Origin of the sequence: Novacetimonas sp. GS1, assembly GCF_036686925.1 — a bacterium.
Lineage (GTDB): Bacteria > Pseudomonadota > Alphaproteobacteria > Acetobacterales > Acetobacteraceae > Novacetimonas > Novacetimonas hansenii.
Genome location: NZ_VSZP01000001.1, coordinates 1,497,837 through 1,518,162, shown reverse-complemented (window position 1 = coordinate 1,518,162; position 20,326 = coordinate 1,497,837). Strand labels below are relative to the sequence as shown.

The following is a 20,326-nucleotide window of genomic DNA, read 5'->3' as shown; positions in this document are numbered from 1 at the left end:
CGACCCGCCCGCTTCCAGAGGAAAGGTAGCCTATCCATATGAAGAATACTGATGCAACCACCGGTGTCTCCCTCATCCGCACATTGGCGAAAACCGGCAGTGTCCTGATCGTCACAATGTTGCTGATGGGCAGCCTGCGCTACAGCGCGATGGTCGCTGGGCTGGTGGATCGTATCGCGGGGTCCGACATGTGGCTTGCGGTCTATCGCCTGACGGGGGCCGCGGATGAAACCGACCGCGAACGCACCATCATCATGGGCGTCGCACTTGTGTGCTGCCTCCTTGCCATCGGGATCGTGCAGTTGGGGGAATACGGCATCGAACGCCTGCGCAGGCGGCGGGCGGGGCGGCCCTGACCCCATTGCACGCCATCAGGCGACGTCCGGCGCGCCCGTACGCATCCAGAAGAACGTCAGTTCATGCTTGTTATGCCACAGGTGGCGCACCACCCCGCCGGGCAGCGCGGCGAACTGCTCTGCCGTGTCATGGTCGGTCTCCCCCTGGAACTTGATGGTCAGGACCATGCGCGCCACACGCCCGCTGTCGATCCAGCGCCGCGCCAGCGCCAGCAGGCGCGTGGGATAGGCGATGATGTCCGACAGCAGCCAGTCCACATGCGGCATCGATGCCGGGTCGAGGCCAAAGGCACTTTCACGCCGGGTCGTAACACCAGGCAGGGCCGCAACGCGCGGGTCAAGGTCGGCACGGTCGATGGCGATCACATCAGCCCCACACCGGGCCGCCACCCATGTCCATCCCCCCGGCGACGCCCCAAGGTCGAGGCAGGTTTCCCCCGCCCGAGGCCATTGCCCCAGCCGTGTGAATGCCTCCCACAGCTTGAGATACGCGCGCGAAGGCGGGCCTTGCCGATCCTCCACGAACTGCACCTCTCCATTGATGAAGGGCGATGTCTTGGTGGGGGACAGCAGCATCCTGTCCGCCGACAGCAGCGTCCATGCCCCCAGATGCCCCTGCGGCGGGAGGGAGGGAAACACCAGCGGTCGCGCAGCCAAAGGGGGCAGGTTCTGTGCAATCAGCGCAGAGCGGCGATGCAGGTCCGGCGCATATCCGGCCCAGTTGCGCTGTATCGCACGCAGGTCGCGCGCCGCAGCCTTGATGGAGGGGATATCGCGCGACTGCGGCGCGGTCCATACCTCCAGCGCCCATGCGCTGCGCATGGGTGGCTGTATCGTCAGGGCAAGGCGCCCATGCCAGCGGACTTCCACACCCTGCCGCGCAAGTTCATGTTCCAGCGCCGCCTCGAACCCCGGCGCGGCGAGGTAGGCGGCACCGACATCCATGCCTGTCAGGTCAGGGGAGCCTGTCAGACGGGGGGACGACGTTTCGCCATGCGCCATGTCCGCGTGTCCAGATGTCATGAACGGATGACCCCCACCGCCAGCAGCAACCATGACAGCATCAGGATACTGCCCCCCGTTGGCGCCACCGCCCCAAGATGGATACCCGTAAAGGCCGTGAAATAGACCGCGCCACAAAAGATGCACATCCCCAGCGCCATTGCACACCCCGCAAGCGAGACAAGCCGCTGACACCCCGCCTGCATCATCAGGACGCCGATACCCAGCACCCCCAGCGCGTGCCACATCTGCATCTGTATGGCCTGCCGGGCCATGTCCCGCCCCCCCTGCGCAAAGAATTGGTCGGGCAGGTGCGCGACGAACGCACCAGCGATCACGCCCAACAGCGCGGCAAGCGCGGCCAGGGACAGTAAAAAGCGAATAACAGTCGGCATCGGGCCATCCATGACAGGGAATACGGGCATGACGGGCCAAAAAGCCCGTATATTATCCCCCGAGCATGTAGCCTATAAACGCCCCATGGCCCATACAGGTCATGACGCCGTGTTCCATGCCCGACACGCATGGGCGCATGCATCATGCACGGGAACCGACAAAGGTTTTTCAAATATAACTCATTGATAAAAAATAATAATGATTACCTGAGGCCAGCTTTTTCCACCCCACAGGCATGGCAGGGGGACTTTTTAACGCCAACCGGCCGGAAACGTCCCCAGGCTTACACCGCAGCTTACGCCGCGTTTCACAGCCACGGTTTTCACGCCCCCCTTAAAAAGCAGATAAAACCCTGTAATGCGGGTTTGTCGGCAGGGGCAAAACTGCTAGACTTTTTCATACGTTCAGCGGGTCGTTCGCATATTTCTTGTTAGGAAAATGATACATGAAAAAATACGCTGCCTGGTTCCTCTGCGCTTCGGTCGCGGCGCTGCCCGTTTCTTCGTTTGCGCGTGCCCCAAAGGCTGTGACACCGCCGGCACCGCCGCCCTTTACCGATTCAGACACGACCTTTGCCGAAAACGCCACAGAGGTGAATACGTTTGAAATCGAGATTTCGCAGTTGGCCACGGCGCAGGCCAAGCGCCAGAAGGTGAAGGACCTGGCCGCCGACCTGGTCAAGCAGCATACCGACAACCAGAACAAGCTTTCCGCACTGGCGCTTCAGCACGGGCTTGAACTGAACAAGGACATGAGCACCGACGAACAGCAGATCATCGACCGCCTGAAGACCGAAAAAGGTCATCGCTTCGACCGTGACTACCTCGACATTCAGGCGCAGGCCCACAGCGACGCGCTGGCGATGTTCCAGAACGAAGCTGAGTCCGCAAGCGACCCGGACCTGAAGTCCTATGCTTCCGCCACGGCGGACGCGACACAGGCGCACCTGAACGACGCGCTGAAGCTGGGCGCGAAGAAGCCGACCGCCACGCACTGATCCGGTGCCTGATGTCCCTGCCCCCTGCCATGCGGGGGCAGGGCGCGTTTGCATTCTGACTGCGCAACCGCTGGTGATAAGAGACTGTTTCTAAACTCAGGCTCAATAATATCCTGAAATTATAAAAGTTTTTGGTGAAGCTTTTTCCAAAAAGCTTCAGAAGACGCCGCCTTTTTCGATCGAAAGGCGGCACCCAAAACTTTTCTTATTTTTTATCAATGATTTGTTTTCAAACACTCTCTAAAAGTTTCAGGCAACGCGGGTCGTGCAGAGCGTGACCTTTTGCGGATATAAGTTAGCACTTTAAAATTTTTATTATTTTCCATCCGCAGGTTACTTTCAATCGGCCCATTCGGCCCACGCATCACTTCACGCCAAGAGAGAATTCATGGTCATTCGGATCGACCGGGTCGTAACCCGCGGTGGCGACAAGGGACAGACATCGCTGGGCAACGGCGCGCGTGTTGAAAAGGACGACCTGCGTATTGAGGCTCTTGGCACGCTGGATGAAGCCAACGCCGTCATCGGCGTGCTGCGTGCGACCTGCCCGCCCCAGACGCACGACGCGGCATTCCTGCGCCGTATCCAGTCATTGCTGTTTGATATTGGTGGCATCGTCTGCCAACCGGACAAGGGAATAGATGCCTTTCCCGCCGGAGAGGCTGCAATGACGATGATCGAAGCCGAAATCGAACGCCTGCGCGCGCAACAGCCCGCCCTGAAGAGCTTTGTCCTGCCGGGCGGGACACAGGCGGCGGCGCAGGCCCACCTGGCGCGCACGGTCATCCGCCGCGCGGAACGCCGGATGATCAGCCTGCATCGCATGACCCCCCTTGCCCCGGGGATTCCCGCCTGCCTGAACCGGCTTTCGGATTATTTCTTTGTGCTTGGGCGGCATCTCAACGCCGATGGGCGCGATGACATCGCATGGATGCCCGGCAGCTTTTCGGCCTGATCAGGTCAGGTTGCGCTTGCTTTCCACCATGCCGTTGCCATGACCCACCGGTTTCCCAAGCGCACGCAATGCCGCGCATGCGGCCTCCAGCATGTCTTCGCACGTGGCGGCGGCATCAAGTTCCAGCACGACCTCATCATCAAGCGGTTCCTCAAGGGTCGCGAACTGACTGTCGAGCATGCTTGCCGGCATGAAATGACCGGTGCGTTCACGCAGGCGCGTCCCCACGCCATCACGGCTGCCCTTGAGATAGACAAAGCATACCTGCGCATGGCGTCCTGAAATGGTCGTGCGGTAATCGCGCTTCAGGGACGAACAGGTCACGACCCCCATCTGGCGCGCGTCAACCCATTGCGCGACCTGCTGTCCGATCTGTTCCAGCCAGGGTTGCCGGTCGGTATCCGTCAGGGGCGTGCCCGACGCCATCTTGGTAATATTGGCCTCGGGGTGCAGGTCATCCCCTTCCACAAGGGGGCAGTCCATACGTTCGGACAGCATCCGCGCAAAGGTGGACTTTCCACACCCTGACACCCCCATGACCACCAGCACATATGGTGCCCCCGCCTGTTTCAGGACGGACGACGGACGTGCCAGCGCCTTTTCCGTAAGGGACATGTTTTCCGACATCACTTTACCCATTCACTTCGCGGGCCAGCCGCCGGCCCCAACCAGGCCCTGCATGGGCATGCCCCACACGCGTGTCACATCAACCTGCAAACCGCAGGCACGAATGCGATGCTATCGCCTCATGACAGCATGGTTCAATAGAACATGAACAAAAAAGCCGCATTGCAAGAGTGTGTGATACACATATGACGTAATCATATCGAAACATATATTTCTATACTCATCCCCATATGGGAAGAGCATAATGACAGTCCTGAATATTGTTCAAATCGCCGCTGGGCGATCTTCCACCATAAAACAGCACCCACAGTGCATGCAAAACATGAAGACGTCGCAATATCGGGATGGATGCTTGCATTCCCTCCAGAATAAAGGCTACATAGTCACGAAGTCATTTTCAGGTGCGACATCTTGGAATATCCCCATTAGGAATAATTTCCTATTCTGGTGGCTGATATCCATCCTCCAGATCCTCGGCTTTGTATCTATCAAAGAGTCTTACCGTGTCATCATATAATGAATTCCTGTCCTTCCCCGGTGAAGAAGAACAGGACGCCTCCCCCCACCGCGACGAAGTCAATGAAATGGCCCTGCGTCAGGCGCTTGAACGCCTTGGCAAGGGACAGGACAGGGACAAACCTTCTTCCCAGTCACCTGCCCCCCGGCGCGCGCCCCAGCCCAAACGCCAGCAGCAGCGCCTGCCCGAAACCGGGGCGCGACGCCGCAAGTTCGTACAGGATGGCGACGTCCGGGTCGAACACCAGAATATTTCAACACGCCCGACGTCAACACGCACACTTCACATACAGTCCGACAGTAACGGTGAAGTAGAGCAGTTGCGCAACAAGCTTCAGATAGAGCAGAAGTTGCGTGAAACCGCCGAACGCCAGCGCCATGAGGCACAGGGTAACCTGCGTGGTCTGGAAACCCGTATCGGGCATGCGGAAATCATGCTTGGCGAAGCCAAGAACACGATCGCGCAGAAGAATGAGGAAATCCTCGGCCTCAAGACCGAGCTTTATGCCGCACAGGCGCAGATTGACCGGTTGAAGGAAGAAAACGCGGCAATACGCAAGGCCAGGATTACGGCGCAGCCACGCCGTGCGACCGTTGCGGTTGAAAACGTCGCAACGGAAGAGGACGAAGACGAACCCGTGAAGTGGTGGATCCGCAAGAAATAAACCCATCATGACCCGGAACGCTCATGGGCGGGGGCGTTCATGACCCGGGTCATCACCGGGTTATTCATGGCGCAGGACATTCATGATTCAGGGCGTCATTTCGCCGGCCCCGCAACCGGCCCCCACGATGAGGCCATATCCATGCGGCATGCCTGCGACACGATATCCGGCACGGAAAGGCACGGCGGATGCATGATCATCCGATAACACCGGGACAACAGCGGCGCATCGGCCTGCTGATCGTGGCGTTAAGCACCAGTTCGTCTGTCGCCATCCTTTTGCTGATCCCGCTTGTCAGTGGGTTTGTCGGCCTGCTGCGCGATGTGCTGAGCGTCCTGATCCTGCCATTTTCCCTTATGTTCGGCATGAGCGGCACTTCGGTAGACCAATCCTCTGCCCTGAGCCAGATCATCGACAGCATGGGCCATGGCGCCGGACAACACCCATGGCGCACCGCGATTGGCGCGATAACCGGGGTCGGTGGGGCTTTTGCCTTTGTCATGGCGGAACGTGTTGGCGGGCGGCTTGCCTATATAACGGCCATGATCGCAACTGCGGTGGCCATGGGGCTGTGCGGCCTGCCGGGGGCGGCATTCCTCCTGCCGACCCTGCTGACAGAAGGAATTTTCGTGCTGTCCCCCCCTGCCACCGATGGACGGGCCTCGGGTTAAGGACAGTTCATACCCTGAATGTCATGTCCTGCATGCAGGACATGACAGTTTCCGGGCGTCACCTGTTCCGTCAACAAGGCGACGCCTTTGCGCAGATTTTGCAAAAAACCGATCAGGGGCTGTTATGGTTTCGAAACATCCCCCGGGTTCTTATCCTGCGATATCACCCTTGCAGGCCCGCCACGAACGTTGCGATACGACCACAGGCATCCACCAGAATTTCATCGGACGTGGCATAGGACAGGCGCAGGTACGGCCCCTTGCCAAATGCGCTGCCGTGAACAACGGCTACATGCTGTTCCTCCAGCAAGGCTATGGCGAAATCCTCGTCCGTTCCGATATAACGACCACCTGCACTGGTGCGGCCAATGCACGCGGCAATCCCCGGATAGACATAAAACGCGCCAAGCGGCATCGCGCAGGTCAGTTCCGGGATCTGGCGCAGCGCATCCACCACCATGCGACGACGGCGGTCATATGTCTGGCGCATCGTTTCCACCACACCCGACGGCCCGTCGAGTGCCGCGACCGACGCGGCCTGACTGATGGAGCAGATGCCCGATGTCGAACTGCTCTGGATACCGCTCATCGCGCGGATCAACGGGGCGGGACCACCCACATATCCCACGCGCCAACCGGTCATGGCATAGGCTTTTGATACGCCATTAAGCGTCAGGACACGTCCTTTCAGGTCCGGCGCCACCTGCGCAATCGAAACATGGGCATGCCCGTCATAGACAAGATGTTCATAAATCTCGTCCGACAGGACATGCACGCGCGGGTGACGGCGCAGGACTTCGGCAACCGCCTCCAGGTCCGCGCGCGTGGTGGTCGCACCTGTGGGATTGTTGGGGAAATTCAGGACCAGCCATTTGGTCCGTGGGGTAATCGCCGCCTCCAGCGTCGCCGCATCCAGACGGAAACCATTTTCCTCTGGACAGTCCACAAAGACCGGCACCCCGCCAAACAGGCTGATCATCAGCGGATAGCTGACCCAGTACGGACGCGGGACGATCACCTCGTCCCCCGGATTGATGGTGGCCATGAAGGCGTTGAAAATGACCTGCTTGCCCCCGTTGGAAACCATGACCTCCGACGGTTCATAGGTCAGGCCGTTTTCCCGCGCGAACTTGCGGATGATCGCAGCCTTCAGCGCGGGCGTTCCCTCCACGGGGGGGTATTTCGTCTGCCCGTCGAGGGCCGCGCGATGGGCGGCCTCGATCACACCTGCGGGCGTGGGAAAGTCGGGCTCCCCAAGGGCGAGGGAGAGTACCTCCTCCCCCCGGGCCTTCAACGCGCGCGCGCGCTGCGCCATCGCGATGGTCGCCGGGGTTTCCAGACGATCCATGCACCCGGCCAGAAATCCGTCGGTGGCGGTTGCAGTACTGCTTGTCATGACGTTTTCCGATCCCGTCTCAGCGCAGGCCACCGCAGAAGCGCTGTATGCGCGTACATGCTTCTGTCAGGCTCTGGGTGTCGGTGGCATAGGAAATGCGGAAATGCCCCGCGAACATGAACGCACTGCCATGGACGGCGGCGACCCCTTCTTCATCAAGCAGGGCGGTCACGAAATCCTTGTCGCTGTCGATCCGCGCGCCGCCGGCACTGGTCCTGCCAAGGCAGCCACGCAGCGACGGGAAGACATAGAATGCCCCTTCCGGCGTTGCGCATTGCAGGCCGGATGCCTGGTTAAGCATGCTGACCACAAGGTCGCGCCGCTTCTGATAGGTGGCAACCATTTCCGCGATGAATCCCTGCGGGCCACTGACGGCCTCCAGCGCCGCCGCCTGACTGATGGAGGACGGGCCAGAGGTGGACTGCCCCTGCAGCTTGTTCATCGCGCGGATCAGTTCGACCGGCGCGCCAGCAAAACCGATCCGCCAGCCGGTCATGGCATAGGCTTTTGACACACCATTCATGGTGACGGTGCGCGCCCGCAGGCGGGGTTCGACCTGCACGATGGTGGCCGGTGTGAACCCGTCATACACCAGCTTGTCATAAATATCGTCGGTCAGGATCCAGATATCGGGATGGCGCAACAGCACATCACACAGCCCGCGCAGTTCCTGTGCGTCATAGGCAGCGCCCGTCGGGTTATTCGGTGAATTGAGCAGCAGCCATTTCGTGCGTGGCGTAATCGCGGCCTCCAGATCGGCAGGACGCAGCTTGAACCCATGTTCGGCCATGCATGGCACGACCACCGGCGTCCCTTCGGCAAGGGCCACGATATCGGGATACGAAACCCAGCACGGGGCGGGTATGATGGCCTCATCCCCCGGATTGATGGTTGCCACCATCGCGTTATAGATGACCTGCTTGCCCCCGTTGGAGACAATGATTTCGTCGGACGTGTAATCCAGCCCCGAATCAAGGCGGAACCGTTCGGCAACAGCCCTGCGCAATGCAGGGGTTCCGGCAACGTCGGTATATTTTGTCTGCCCATCGTCGATGGCGCGGATGGCTGCCTGCTTGATATTGGCGGGCGTGTCGAAATCGGGCTCGCCCGCCGAAAGGCTGATGATATCCTTGCCCGCGGCTTTCAGTTCACGTGCCTTGGTGGAAATGGCGATCGTCTGGCTGGGGCTGATCCTGTCAAGACGCGCGGCGATAAGATCCATGAGACCGAGATCCATTATAACATGAAGTTACCGTTCCTTGCTGGAACGTCGGTTGCAAACCCTAGTGCGAAGCCGCCATCGTGAAAACAGCACAAATGCACCACGCCCATGTTTCGCGCCCCTTGCCCGCATAAAGGCGGCATCCGTTCAGCCCATGACAGGACCGTGATAGCCCGCGGCGGCCAGCACGGCACGCGCACTCATCCCTGCGGCACGCATCGCGGCGATGGTCATGGCCCGGTCACGCTTGGCCAGCCTGCGTCCCGTTTCATCACACAACAGCGCATGGTGGGCATATTCAGGTTCCGCCCAGCCCATCAGATGTTGCAGCAGGCGATGCAACGATGTGGCCGGGCGCAGGTCCTCCCCACGCGTCACCAGCGTAATGCCCTGCAACGCGTCGTCATGCGTCACACACAGGTGATAGGACGCCATCACGTCCTTGCGCGCCAGAACCACATCACCGAACAGTTCAGGATGACAGCGCTGCCGCCCCTGCCCGCGTTCATGCCATGTCAGATCGGATGCACCGGGCACCGACAGCGCACGCCCCATGTCCAGGCGCATTGCATGTGGCGCCCCCGCCGCCAGCAACGCCGCCCGTCGCGCCGCTGACAGATGGCGGCAGGTTCCGGGATATACCACGCTGCCATCGGGCGCATGATGCGGGGCATGCGCGGAGGCGGCGATTTCATCGGCAATATCGCGCCGGGTGCAAAAACATGGATAAACCAGCCCCCGCGCGCCAAGACCAGCCAGCGCCGCCGCATAATCCGCAAGGTGACGCGACTGCCATCGCACCGGTTCGGACCAGTCCAGCCCAAGCCAGCGCAGGTCGTACATCAGGTCGTGGGCGAACACATCACGGCAGCGGCCGGGATCTATATCCTCGATCCGCAGCATGAAACGGCCCCCCGACTCGCTTGCCGACTGCCATCCCGACAGGGCGGACGCGACATGCCCCAGATGCAGCCCCCCGGTGGGGCTGGGGGCGAAACGGGTTATGTCAGGCATTTTCCACACGATAACAGTCAAGTAGCATCGACATTTTCCATATAACCCGCAGATACCGGAACAGGGTTCGCGAATATTCGCACGCACCCTCCCTTGCCACATGGAAAGAGGTCTGCAATAGATTCAGGGCAGTTACTTCATGACGGCGCACATGATCGGCGTTCGGTTCAAAGTAAAGGACGCCTGAAGACTTGTGTGGCGGCATCACATCAAGGATGCGCCCGTGCTTTCTGACAGTCAACATTTCCCGGCCCTCGTCCTGAATGCCGATTTCCGGCCCCTGTCCTACTTCCCGCTTTCCCTATGGTCATGGCAGGACGCGATCAAGGCGGTATGGCTCGACCGTGTTTCCGTCCTGAGCGAATATGACGAAGTCGTACATTCCCCATCACAGGAAGTCCGCCTGCCCAGCGTCATCGCGCTGAAGGATTATATCCAGACCGCCCGACGCCCGGCGTTTACACGGTTCAATGTATTCCTGCGCGACAATTTTTCATGCCAGTACTGTGACACGCGCCTGCCGACACACGAACTCACGTTCGATCATGTCATCCCCCGTTCAAAGGGGGGACGCACCACATGGGAAAACGTCGTAACCGCATGCAGCCCGTGCAACCTGCTGAAGGGATCATACATGCCGCATGAACTGCGGATGTATCCCTCCCGCACGCCACAGCAGCCCAGTAGCTGGCTGCTTCAGGATAACGGACGCTCCTTCCCGCCCAATTACCTGCACGAAAGCTGGCGGGACTATCTTTACTGGGACAGCGAACTGGAAAACTGACGCAGCCCGCCCGCAGCACCATTCCCGTTGCGGCGTGGGTCAGCGGGTATAGCTGTATCCGTATTCGTCCGCCTGTTTTTGCAGGTCAGGGGCATTATGCAGGTTCAGCGGGATGGGCTGCGGGTTTTTCGAACCGATCGCAAAATTATGATCGGTCATGCGCTGGCATGTATTGGCGGCAAGGGGGAAGCTCAGATGCATCTGCGTCCCCAGTTCCTTACGCAGGCAGCGGACGTCACTTTCATACGGCATACGCCCGATTTCGGCGGAACATCCACCCAGCGCCATCGCACCGCCGCATGCCAGCAGCATCAATGGACCCGTCACTTTTCGCAGTGTCTTGCGCTTCATCTCGCCCCCGGAGGTTAACGCCAGAGTGTGACATGAAAGTGCTTGTGGCGATAGGGCCGCGCAGGCACGCCCCCAGCCCAGCCCTTCGTTTTTCGCATAGGTTCACGTCCCGCCCGCCCGACCGCCATTCCAGGGCCCGGACGACTGCCGGTATATCTTCAGTGCATAGGTGATATAACTGCGAATTGGGTGACATTATGGTCTTATATTGTCACCCTTCGTATCTTATCCGGTTTTTTTATAACTGGATGCGATTTATAAAAACGTCAAATACCACCGTGGGAAGTCTGTAAATTTCCCTCTGGATTGCGTATGTGGACGTCCGCACCAGCCCTGCCCCACCCATGCCCGAGGTGAAATAATGAGATTACTGGCCGTTCATCCAAGTTCGCTGATGTACACAAAGGTATTTTTGCGACTGGAACCTCTGGGCCTGGAACTTGTCGCGGGTGCCGCGCGTGATAAGGGGCATGATGTCGATATCATCGACCTGCAGGTGGAAAATCACAACGATTACTGGGAACGTATCGAGAAATTCCGCCCGCATGCGATCTGTTTTTCGGGCAATTACCTTGCGAACGTTCCTGAAATCATCGATTTGTGCAAGGAAACGCGTAAACGCCTGCCCAATGTTTTCCTGTTCATCGGCGGCCATTCGATTTCCTTCATCGCACGCGATGTGCTTGCGCTTTCCGACGGGGCGATCAACTGCGTCCTGAAGGGCGAAGGCGACGCCACAGTGGGCCTCCTGCTCGAAGCCTGGGAAAAGGGCGAAGACCTGCTTGGCGTTCCGGGCGTCGTGACGATGGAGGGCGACGGCCCGCCCCCCATCTTTGTCGAAAACCTTGATGGTGTGCGCCCCGCACGTGACCTGCTGCGCCACCGCCGCAAGTATTTCATCGGGACGCTGGACCCTGCCGCCTCCATCGAATTCGCACGGGGTTGCCCGTGGGATTGTACGTTCTGCAGCGCATGGACATTCTATGGCCGCTCCTACCGCACCGCCAGTGCGGAAGTGATCGGGCAGGAACTTCAGGAGATCAAGGAGCCCGGCATCTTCATCGTTGATGACGTGGCCTTTGTGCATGCCGAACATGGCATGGCGATCGCAGCCGAAGTCCGCCGCCGGGGCATCAAGAAGGAATACTACCTTGAAACGCGCGCCGATGTGCTGTTGCGGAACAAGGAAGTTTTCCGCGAATGGAAGGATATCGGCCTCAGCTATATCTTCATCGGCCTTGAAGCCGTTGATGCCGAGGGGCTGAAGCGTTTCCGCAAGCGTGTGTCGATGGACCGCAATTTCGAAGCGCTGGATTACGCCCGCTCGCTCGACCTGATCGTCGCCATCAACCTGATTGCCGACCCGTCATGGGACCGGGAACGTTTCGAGGTCATCCGCCAGTGGTGCCTGGAAATCCCCGACATCGTCAACCTGTCGGTCACGACCCCCTATCCCGGCACCGAGATCTGGGAAAGCGAATCGCGCAAGCTGACGACACGCGACTATCGCCTGTTCGATATCCAGCACGCGGTCATGCCGACCACCCTGCCCCTGCGCGAGTTTTATGAGGAACTGGTGAAGACGCAACAGGTGCTGAACAACAAGCATCTGGGCTGGGCCGCGATCAAGGATACGCTGGGCATTGCGCTGCGCCTTGCCCTGCGTGGGCAGACCAACTTCCTGACCATGATCTGGAAGTTCAACTCGGTCTTCAACCCGTCCCTTCAGATGGCGGACCATGCGCGCAAGCCGGTTTATGAAATGCCGGTCAAGCCCGAGGGGACCAACCAGAAGATCGACCGCAAGACGCTGTATGTACACGGCCCCGCCGGGCGCAAATCGCGCAAGATCGATGATGATACCGAAAAGTTCGTCGATGAAACCCGCATGAGCACGGTGGACTGACGCATATTCGTGTGCCCTTGCCCTGCGACATGATCCGGGTTGTGACGCGGGGACTGGTCATGAACGCGGGCTACCTAACACGGGCTACCTAACATTGGCGCCCACCTAACACTGGCGCGGGCGGGGTTGCATTGGGCCCCGCCCGCCCTAACATCAGGGTCACGCGCCAATCGACAGCCAGTTTCCATCAGGCGTGACAGTTCAGGAATGAAGTCATGGCCACGGCAACGCAGACGGCTGTTACCTTCCCCATAACAGGCATGAGCTGCGCCGCCTGCGCCAGCCGGATCGAAAAAGTCATCCGGCGCGTACCCGGCACAACGCCAAGCGTGAATTTCGCAACCGCGCAGGCCACGGTCGGCCTTGCACAGCCCCCCACCACAGCCGCCCTTGCCCCCGTGTTCGAGGCCGTGCGCAAGGCGGGATTTGAAATCCCCACCCAGGCCCTGTCGCTTCAACTGACGGGGATGAGCTGCGCGGCATGCGCCAGCCGGATTGAAAAACTGCTCAACCGCCTGCCCGGCGTCAGCGCACATGTCAATTTCGCCACGGAACAGGCGGATATCACCTATGTTCCCGGCCTTGCGGACCTGCCTGCCATGATCGCGCAGGTGCGCAAGGGCGGGTTCGACGCCGCACCGGTGCAGGCGCCAACGGCCATATCCGATAACGATACCGCCGCACGCGAACACGCCCATGCCACGGCCCTGCGGTCGCAATGGGCGATGTTTGCGCTGTCGGCCATACTGAGCCTGCCTCTGCTGCTGGGGATGGTGGACATGGTCTCCGGGCGGATGGATTTCATGCTGCCCCTGTGGCTGCAATGCCTGCTGGCGACCATGGTGCAGTTCGGGTGTGGCTGGCCGTTCTATCAGAAGGCATGGAAGGCCGTCCGGGGGGGGCGGGGCAAACATGGATGTGCTGGTCGTGCTGGGCACCACGGTTGCGTGGCTGTCGAGTACGGTCATCTGGCTGTTCTCCCTTTCCGGGCATGTCTATTTTGAATCGGGCGCGGTGGTCATCACGCTCGTGCTGCTTGGCCGCCTGCTGGAGGCACGGGCGCGGGACCAGACGCGCGCGGGCATCGCCGGCCTGCTGCGCCTGCAACCCAAGGTCGCGCATGTCGAACGCGACGGGCAGGTCAGCGACATATCCGTCGCCGCCCTGCGCGTTGGCGATATCGTTGTCGTGCGCCCGGGCGAGAACATTCCCGTCGATGGGATCGTCATTGCCGGACAATCCGACGTGGACCAGTCGGCCATGACGGGCGAAAGCGTGCCTGTGGCGCGCACGGTCAATGACCATGTAATTGGCGCCACCCTCAACCAGAACGGCGTACTGCGCGTGCGTACCGAACATGTGGGGGCCGACAGCACACTGTCGCAGATCGTGCGCATGGTCCAGCGCGCGCAGGCGTCCCACGATCCGGTTCAGCAGCTTGTGGACCGGATCTCCGCCATTTTCGTGCCCGGCGTGCTGGGCATCGCGTTGCTGACATTCATCGTGGGATGGATGGTTCATGGGCATGCGGCGACAGCATTGACGGGAACGATTGCCGTACTGGTGGTGGCGTGCCCATGCTCGCTCGGGCTTGCGGTGCCGACGGCCATCATGGTCGCCACCGGTCGTGGCGCGCGCGCGGGGCTGCTGTTTCGTGACGCCGACACGCTGGAACATGCCCATACGATCGACCTTCTGGTGTTGGACAAGACCGGAACCCTGACGAAGGGACAGCCGGAAGTGCGCGAAGTCTCGCCATTGCCGGGGCATGACGCGCGACGTCTGCTGGCCATGGCGTGCGCGCTGGAACAGGACTCGGAACATCCCCTTGCCCGCGCCATCGTCGCCCATAGCCGCCAGCAAGGTATTGCCCCCATTGCGATCCATGATGTCACCGCCCTGCCCGGTCGCGGGATAGAGGGACGGACGGCACAGGGCGAACGGCTGCGCCTCGGCGCGCCACATTTCGTGGGGACAGGCACCGATACGGACATGCCAGACACCGTCACGCGCCTGGAACAGCAGGGACACACGGTCATTGGCGTGGCGGATTCGGGGGGAATCGTGGGCTATATCGCACTGAGCGACAGCCTCCGCACCGAAGCCCCGGCCTGTATCGAGGCCCTGCGCCGCGACGGGATCGCCACCCTGATGCTGACGGGCGATAACCAGCAGGCAGCCGCCGCAATCGCCCGGACACTGGGCATGGACCGCTTCATCGCGGGCGTACTGCCACAGGACAAGGCGGCAGAGATTGAAAAACTGCGTGGGCAGGGCCATGTGGTGGGTATGGTGGGCGACGGGATCAACGACGCACCAGCACTGGCCATGGCCGATATCGGTTTCGCCATGGGCCACGGATCGGACATCGCGGTGCAATCCGCGGGTGTGATCCTGATGCGTGACAATCTTGGCGGGATACTTGACGCGATTTCCCTGTCACGCGCCACATTGCGCAAGGTGCGGCAAAACCTGTTCTTTGCCTTCATCTATAATATAATAGGCATCCCGCTGGCGGCCATGGGCATGCTGGACCCCGCCATCGCCGGGGCCGCCATGGCCATGAGTTCCGTATCGGTCGTCACCAGTTCGCTGTTGCTGAACCGATGGCGCGCCACGACATTGCCCACGACGACGTAAGGAAAGAGTTCCAGATGGAAAAATTCACCCTCAAGATATCAGACATGACCTGTGACGGCTGCGCGGCCAAGGTGCGCCGCTCCCTCGAACAGGTCGAAGGTGTCCGTGACGTGGAAGTCTCCCTTGAAAAGGGCGAAGCCTATGTGCTGTGTGACGATACGTTCGTCAATCCCGACACGCTTGCCAATGCAGTGGACGCGGCGGGCTTTGACGTCGTGCAGGAATACTAAGGACACGCATTGCGTGCCTGTGACGGGGTAATGACCGCATTGCCCCGCCCCCCCCAAACGGGGTGTGGACGTAAGCGACGTTCAGGCCACGTCCTGCGTGGCCGCGGCCTTGCGGATGGCGCGGGCCATCGCCTCCACCCCGTTACCACGGTTGGTGGACAAAGCCTGCACCAGACCGAGTTCACGCAGGAACCCCGGATCGGTCTGCAGGATTTCGGCCCTGCTGCGCCCGGAATAAACCCGTAACAGCAACGCCACCAGCCCCGACACGATGGCGGCGTCCGATGCCCCGGCCAGGAACAGGGCATCGCCCATGTCCTTTGCCTCCAGCCAGACCTGGCTCTGGCATCCGGGAACGCGGTGCGCGTCATTTGCCCATTCCTTGGGAAAGGGCGGCAGCTTGCGGCCAAGTTCTATGATGTACTGGTACCGATCCATCCAGTCATCGAACAGCGCCAGTTCATCGGCAATCGCCGCAATCGCATCTGCCGCCGTATCGTCTTCGGGCTTTACGAATGGATCCGTCATATTCTTCCTCTTGCTCGCCACAGGCATGCCTGCAAATCATAAAGAAGTTTTTGGTGAAGCTTTTTCCAACAGGCTTCAGGGAAAACGCCGCCCTTTCTTCGAAAAAGGCGGCGTCCAAAAACATTCTGCCAGTCTCGTGGGGATTTACAGGATAAAGCGGCTCAGGTCGCCCTTGCGCGCCAGCGGGGCCACCTTTTCCTGGACATCGGCGGCAGTAATTTCCACGCTCTGTCCCGCCCGGTCGGTGGCGGTGAAGGAGACTTCTTCCAGCAACCGCTCGATCACGGTCGCAAGCCTGCGCGCACCGATATTTTCCACCCGTTCGTTGATATCTGCCGCCAGTTCAGCCAGCGCATCCACCGCATCGTCGGTAAAGCGCAACGTCACCTTTTCCGTGCCCAGCAGCGCGATATACTGCGTCAGCAGCGAATGTTCGGGTTCCGTCAGGATACGGCGCAGGTCCTGACGCGTCAGCGAGGACAGCTCCACACGGATCGGCAGGCGCCCCTGCAATTCGGGCAGCAGGTCCGAAGGCTTGGCGATATGGAACGCGCCCGATGCAATGAACAGGATATGGTCCGTGCGCACGGGGCCATATTTGGTCGAAACCGTCGTCCCCTCGATCAGGGGCAGCAGATCACGCTGCACCCCTTCACGCGAGACATCGCCGCCACGCGCGCCGCCTTCGGCCCCACGGGCGCAAACCTTGTCGATTTCATCAAGGAAGACGATACCGTGATCCTGCGCATGGGCCACGGCCTCACGCGTCAGGGTTTCGGTATCGAGCATCTTGTCCGCTTCCTCACGCGTCAGGGCGGCGCGGGCCTCTGCCACCGTCATGCGACGGCGCTGGGGCACGCGGTTCATGAAACCCTTCATCATGTCGGAGAAGTTGATGACCGTACCCGGCGTCATGTTCGGCATGTCCGCCTGTCCCGACGGGGATGGTCCCTCCGTCACGGAAATCTCGACTTCCTTGGTTTCCAGATCACCATTGCGCAGCATGCGGCGGAATTTATTGCGGGTATCCGCCGACGCGCCTTCGCCCACCAGCGCATCAAGCAGACTGTTTTCCGCCGCCATTTCTGCCTTGGCCTGCACGTCGCGACGCCGCAGGTCACGCAGCATGTTGATCGAGACCTCCACAAGGTCGCGCACAATACTTTCCACGTCCCGCCCGACATAACCGACTTCGGTGAACTTCGTGGCTTCGACCTTCAGGAACGGCGCCTGCGCCAGACGTGCGAGGCGACGCGCGATCTCGGTCTTGCCACACCCGGTCGGGCCGATCATCAGGATATTCTTGGGCACGACCTCATCACGCAGGCCCTCGGGCAATTGCGCGCGGCGCCAGCGATTGCGCAGCGCAATGGCCACCGCACGCTTGGCGTCGGTCTGGCCAATGATGAAACGGTCGAGTTCCGAGACGATTTCCCGCGGGGAATGGTTGGGGATTTCCATCATGCCTGTCCCTTGTCCACATCACCGCCCAGCGTTTCAACCGTGACGGAATAATTCGTATAGACGCAGATATCACCCGCGATCTTCATGGACCGTTCCGCGATTTCACGCGCGCCCAACCCGTCGATACCCAGCAGCGCACGCGCCGCCGACAGGGCGTAATTCCCGCCGGACCCGATGGCGATGATGCCATCTTCAGGTTCCAGCACATCGCCATTACCGGTCAGGGTATAGGAATGATCCGCATCGGCGACGGCCATCATCGCCTCCAGCCGCCGCAGGTAACGGTCGGTGCGCCAGTCCTTCGCCAGTTCGACGCAGGCGCGTTCAAGCTGGTTGGGATACCTCTCCAACTTGGCTTCAAGCCGTTCGAGCAGGGTAAAGGCATCGGCGGTTGCCCCGGCAAAGCCGGCAAGGATGCTGCCCGATGGGCCGATGCGGCGTACCTTGCGCGCATTGCCCTTTATGACGGTCGCACCCAGCGTCACCTGGCCATCGCCAGCCATCGCCACCTGGTTATCACGCCGCACGCACAGGATGGTTGTGCCGTGCCAGCCAATCGGATCGTGGGGATTTACATGATGATCTTGCATATCATGAAGAAATAGGAGATTTGCCCCGCAGCACAAGGGGGATGGACGTCATCCATGCCCTGCCTGCGCACCGGCATCCCCCCTGCCACGCATGATTCGCCCGATCTGTTCCGCCAGTCCCGCGCGGGTAAAGGGCTTGTGCATGACATTCCCCCCCTTTGGCAGGGTGCCAAGATTGGCATACCCCGTCAGATACAGCACCTTCAGCCCCGGCTGGATCGCCTGCAGGCGGTGTGCCGTTTCCTGCCCCCCCATTTCGGGCATCATCACATCCATGATTACAAGGTCCAGCGGGCCCAATCCCGCCTCCAGGGCGGCGACGGCTGCCTTCCCCCCGGCATAATCATGGACCTCGTGCCCACGGGCGCGCAGGAACCCGGCCGTGACCGCGCGCACACCGGGTTCATCATCCACCACCATGATACGCAGCGGTCGGTCGGGCATGATGGAAGATACGGCCTCGTCCACCTTCCCCTCGCGCACGGTTCCATCCTGCACCGGCAGGCACAGGTCCACGCGCGTTCCCACACCGGGGGTACTGTGGACCTGGACCTCGCCCCCCACATGGCGGACAAAGCCATAGATCATGGACAGGCCAAGCCCCGTGCCACGCCCCACATCCTTGGTGGTAAAGAACGGTTCGAACACGCGCGCCAACGTTTCTTCCGACATGCCCATGCCCTGGTCCTGCACCGACACCATGACATAACTGCCGGGCACGAGGTTCGTGCCCGCCACGACCTCACGCACACGCTTGAGCGCGGTGGAAACACGGATCACACCCCCATCGGGCATGGCGTCCACCGCGTTGATGCACAGGTTGAGCACCGCAAGTTCAAGCTGCCCCGCATCGGTACATACGGGCGGCAGGCCCCCATCGGATGCGGCGGTATCGACGATGATGGAACACGGCATCGGCAGGGCCTTGTCCTGCCGCGACACCACCGTCTGCGCCAGCAGGTCCTTCATGCCATGCAGCAGGGCGTTCACGTCGATCGGCTCCAGGCTGAGATCGCGTGGGCGGCTGAAATTCAGCAGCCTGCGCGTCAGCGACGCCCCGCGCCGCGCCGCCGCCGTGGCATTGTCAAGCAGGCGCAGCACCGCGCCCTCCTCAGGGGGCAGCATTTCATGGGCCAGTTCCAGTGATCCCAGCACCGCCGTCAAAAGATTGTTGAAATCATGCGCGATCCCGCCGGCCATGGTGCCAAGGGCCTGCATCTTCTCCGCCTGACGCAGGCGACCTTCCATTTCCTGCTGCCGGGTGATGTCGCGGTTGATGACCACGGAATAGACATCGGGGCTTTCCCCGTCATTCAGGACGACACGCGTGAACTCGCGCCAGCGACCATGGGTGCGCCCTACCTGCGGCGGAAGTTCGATCGCGGCCTCGTCGCGGCCTTCGTCGCGCATCCGCTCTTCCGCCGCGCGCAGGGCGGGCAGCAGCACGGGATCGCACAGATCCTCTTCACGCTGACCAAGGCAGGTGGCGATGTCACGGTCATAGAAATCGGCCGCCTGATGATTGATGCGCACGAAGCGTCCTTCGGCATCCTTAAAGCCAAGGCCCGCACGCATATTATTAAGCAACCCGTGCAGCAGTTGCCGTTCGGTGCGCAGTTCGCGTTCCAGTCGGTGGTAATCCGCAGCCTGCACGATCATCGCCCGCAGGGCGTCAGGGTCCCATGGCTTGTGCGAATAAAAGGAAATCCGCCCCTGGTTCAACGCCGCAGCCACCGCGCCGATATCGGCATATCCCGTCAGCAGGATCGCCTGCGCGTCGCAGATTTCGCGCGCGCGCGCCAACATGACATCGCCGCCCATCTCTGGCATGCGCTGGTCCGACACGATCACATCGACATCATTGCGCCGCGCCAGTATCTCCAGCGCCTCCACAGGGGAAGTGGTGGCGACGACGCTAAAGGAATCTTCGAGCAGGTCCGTCAGGGCGACAAGGATTTCGGGTTCGTCATCCACCACCACGATGACGGGACGCGGGGCCTGTTCTGTCATATCGTC

General features: G+C 60.8%; 19 protein-coding genes and 1 pseudogene. 9 read left to right on the top strand and 11 right to left on the bottom strand.

Features of this window, described 5'->3' with window-relative positions:
* Positions 1 to 38: 38 nt before the first annotated feature.
* On the top strand, positions 39 to 356 hold the full coding sequence (locus FYB92_RS06960; protein WP_003620867.1) for a hypothetical protein: 318 nt from the start codon (positions 39 to 41) through the stop codon (positions 354 to 356).
* 15 nt (positions 357 to 371) lie between these two features.
* On the opposite strand, the gene FYB92_RS06955 is transcribed toward FYB92_RS06960, so the two are convergent.
* Both FYB92_RS06955 and FYB92_RS06950 read right to left on the bottom strand, forming a co-directional pair.
* Positions 372 to 1,301, bottom strand: coding sequence for an SAM-dependent methyltransferase (locus FYB92_RS06955; RefSeq protein WP_040512121.1), 930 nt, complete (start codon positions 1,299 to 1,301; stop codon positions 372 to 374).
* A gap of 74 nt (positions 1,302 to 1,375) precedes the next feature.
* On the bottom strand, positions 1,376 to 1,753 hold the full coding sequence (locus FYB92_RS06950; RefSeq protein ID WP_281650294.1) for a DUF423 domain-containing protein: 378 nt from the start codon (positions 1,751 to 1,753) through the stop codon (positions 1,376 to 1,378).
* 446 nt (positions 1,754 to 2,199) lie between these two features.
* Here FYB92_RS06950 and FYB92_RS06945 point away from each other — a divergent pair, with 446 nt between their 5' ends.
* Both FYB92_RS06945 and FYB92_RS06940 read left to right on the top strand, forming a co-directional pair.
* Entirely contained in the window at positions 2,200 to 2,751 is a 552-nt protein-coding gene (locus tag FYB92_RS06945; RefSeq protein ID WP_062809098.1) for a DUF4142 domain-containing protein, read from the top strand.
* A gap of 388 nt (positions 2,752 to 3,139) precedes the next feature.
* Positions 3,140 to 3,706: a cob(I)yrinic acid a,c-diamide adenosyltransferase gene (locus FYB92_RS06940; RefSeq protein WP_003620874.1), complete on the top strand. Its 567-nt coding sequence runs from the start codon at positions 3,140 to 3,142 to the stop codon at positions 3,704 to 3,706.
* Here the strand turns inward: FYB92_RS06940 and FYB92_RS06935 are convergent, their stop codons facing one another.
* Positions 3,707 to 4,321 (bottom strand): gluconokinase, encoded by a 615-nt coding sequence (locus FYB92_RS06935; protein WP_167613979.1) that lies wholly within the window; start codon positions 4,319 to 4,321, stop codon positions 3,707 to 3,709.
* A 515-nt stretch (positions 4,322 to 4,836) separates the two neighbouring features.
* On the opposite strand from FYB92_RS06935, the gene FYB92_RS06930 reads away from it, so the two are divergent.
* On the top strand, positions 4,837 to 5,514 hold the full coding sequence (locus FYB92_RS06930) for a hypothetical protein (RefSeq protein ID WP_003620877.1): 678 nt from the start codon (positions 4,837 to 4,839) through the stop codon (positions 5,512 to 5,514).
* A gap of 188 nt (positions 5,515 to 5,702) precedes the next feature.
* On the top strand, positions 5,703 to 6,185 hold the full coding sequence (locus tag FYB92_RS06925; protein WP_003620881.1) for a hypothetical protein: 483 nt from the start codon (positions 5,703 to 5,705) through the stop codon (positions 6,183 to 6,185).
* Between the two features lie 163 nt (positions 6,186 to 6,348).
* Here FYB92_RS06925 and FYB92_RS06920 read toward each other — a convergent pair whose 3' ends face one another.
* The 3 genes from FYB92_RS06920 to gluQRS all read right to left on the bottom strand — a co-directional run bounded on the left by FYB92_RS06920 (position 6,349) and on the right by gluQRS (position 9,817).
* On the bottom strand, positions 6,349 to 7,581 hold the full coding sequence (locus tag FYB92_RS06920) for a pyridoxal phosphate-dependent aminotransferase (protein WP_080545532.1): 1,233 nt from the start codon (positions 7,579 to 7,581) through the stop codon (positions 6,349 to 6,351).
* Positions 7,582 to 7,600: 19 nt separating this feature from the next.
* Positions 7,601 to 8,803 (bottom strand): pyridoxal phosphate-dependent aminotransferase, encoded by a 1,203-nt coding sequence (locus tag FYB92_RS06915; protein ID WP_062809100.1) that lies wholly within the window; start codon positions 8,801 to 8,803, stop codon positions 7,601 to 7,603.
* Between the two features lie 147 nt (positions 8,804 to 8,950).
* Positions 8,951 to 9,817 carry a tRNA glutamyl-Q(34) synthetase GluQRS gene (gene gluQRS / locus FYB92_RS06910; RefSeq protein WP_003620888.1) on the bottom strand — a complete coding sequence of 289 codons (867 nt, stop codon included), beginning with the start codon at positions 9,815 to 9,817 and terminating at the stop codon, positions 8,951 to 8,953.
* 223 nt (positions 9,818 to 10,040) lie between these two features.
* Between gluQRS and FYB92_RS06905 the strand changes: the two genes are divergently transcribed.
* On the top strand, positions 10,041 to 10,601 hold the full coding sequence (locus tag FYB92_RS06905; protein WP_040512445.1) for an HNH endonuclease: 561 nt from the start codon (positions 10,041 to 10,043) through the stop codon (positions 10,599 to 10,601).
* Positions 10,602 to 10,640: 39 nt separating this feature from the next.
* Here the strand turns inward: FYB92_RS06905 and FYB92_RS06900 are convergent, their stop codons facing one another.
* Positions 10,641 to 10,952, bottom strand: a complete 312-nt coding sequence (locus FYB92_RS06900; RefSeq protein ID WP_040510932.1) for a hypothetical protein — start codon at positions 10,950 to 10,952, stop codon at positions 10,641 to 10,643.
* A gap of 361 nt (positions 10,953 to 11,313) precedes the next feature.
* On the opposite strand from FYB92_RS06900, the gene hpnR reads away from it, so the two are divergent.
* The 3 genes and pseudogenes from hpnR to FYB92_RS06880 all read left to right on the top strand — a co-directional run bounded on the left by hpnR (position 11,314) and on the right by FYB92_RS06880 (position 15,728).
* Complete coding sequence (hpnR, locus tag FYB92_RS06895; protein WP_062809102.1) at positions 11,314 to 12,858, top strand: hopanoid C-3 methylase HpnR; 1,545 nt, start codon at positions 11,314 to 11,316, stop codon at positions 12,856 to 12,858.
* A gap of 215 nt (positions 12,859 to 13,073) precedes the next feature.
* Positions 13,074 to 15,498 (top strand): annotated as a pseudogene (locus FYB92_RS06885) (heavy metal translocating P-type ATPase).
* Positions 15,499 to 15,512: 14 nt separating this feature from the next.
* Complete coding sequence (locus FYB92_RS06880) at positions 15,513 to 15,728, top strand: heavy-metal-associated domain-containing protein (RefSeq protein ID WP_003620898.1); 216 nt, start codon at positions 15,513 to 15,515, stop codon at positions 15,726 to 15,728.
* 81 nt (positions 15,729 to 15,809) lie between these two features.
* On the opposite strand, the gene FYB92_RS06875 is transcribed toward FYB92_RS06880, so the two are convergent.
* The 4 genes from FYB92_RS06875 to FYB92_RS06860 form a co-directional block, all read right to left on the bottom strand.
* Positions 15,810 to 16,256, bottom strand: a complete 447-nt coding sequence (locus FYB92_RS06875) for a SufE family protein (protein ID WP_003620901.1) — start codon at positions 16,254 to 16,256, stop codon at positions 15,810 to 15,812.
* 144 nt (positions 16,257 to 16,400) lie between these two features.
* On the bottom strand, positions 16,401 to 17,717 hold the full coding sequence (hslU, locus tag FYB92_RS06870) for an ATP-dependent protease ATPase subunit HslU (RefSeq protein ID WP_003620903.1): 1,317 nt from the start codon (positions 17,715 to 17,717) through the stop codon (positions 16,401 to 16,403).
* Positions 17,717 to 18,310, bottom strand: a complete 594-nt coding sequence (gene hslV / locus FYB92_RS06865) for an ATP-dependent protease subunit HslV (protein ID WP_003620905.1) — start codon at positions 18,308 to 18,310, stop codon at positions 17,717 to 17,719. Before hslV ends, hslU begins: the two co-directional genes overlap by 1 nt.
* 48 nt (positions 18,311 to 18,358) lie before the next feature.
* Positions 18,359 to 20,320 (bottom strand): response regulator, encoded by a 1,962-nt coding sequence (locus tag FYB92_RS06860; RefSeq protein WP_075596107.1) that lies wholly within the window; start codon positions 20,318 to 20,320, stop codon positions 18,359 to 18,361.
* Positions 20,321 to 20,326 lie beyond the last annotated feature (6 nt).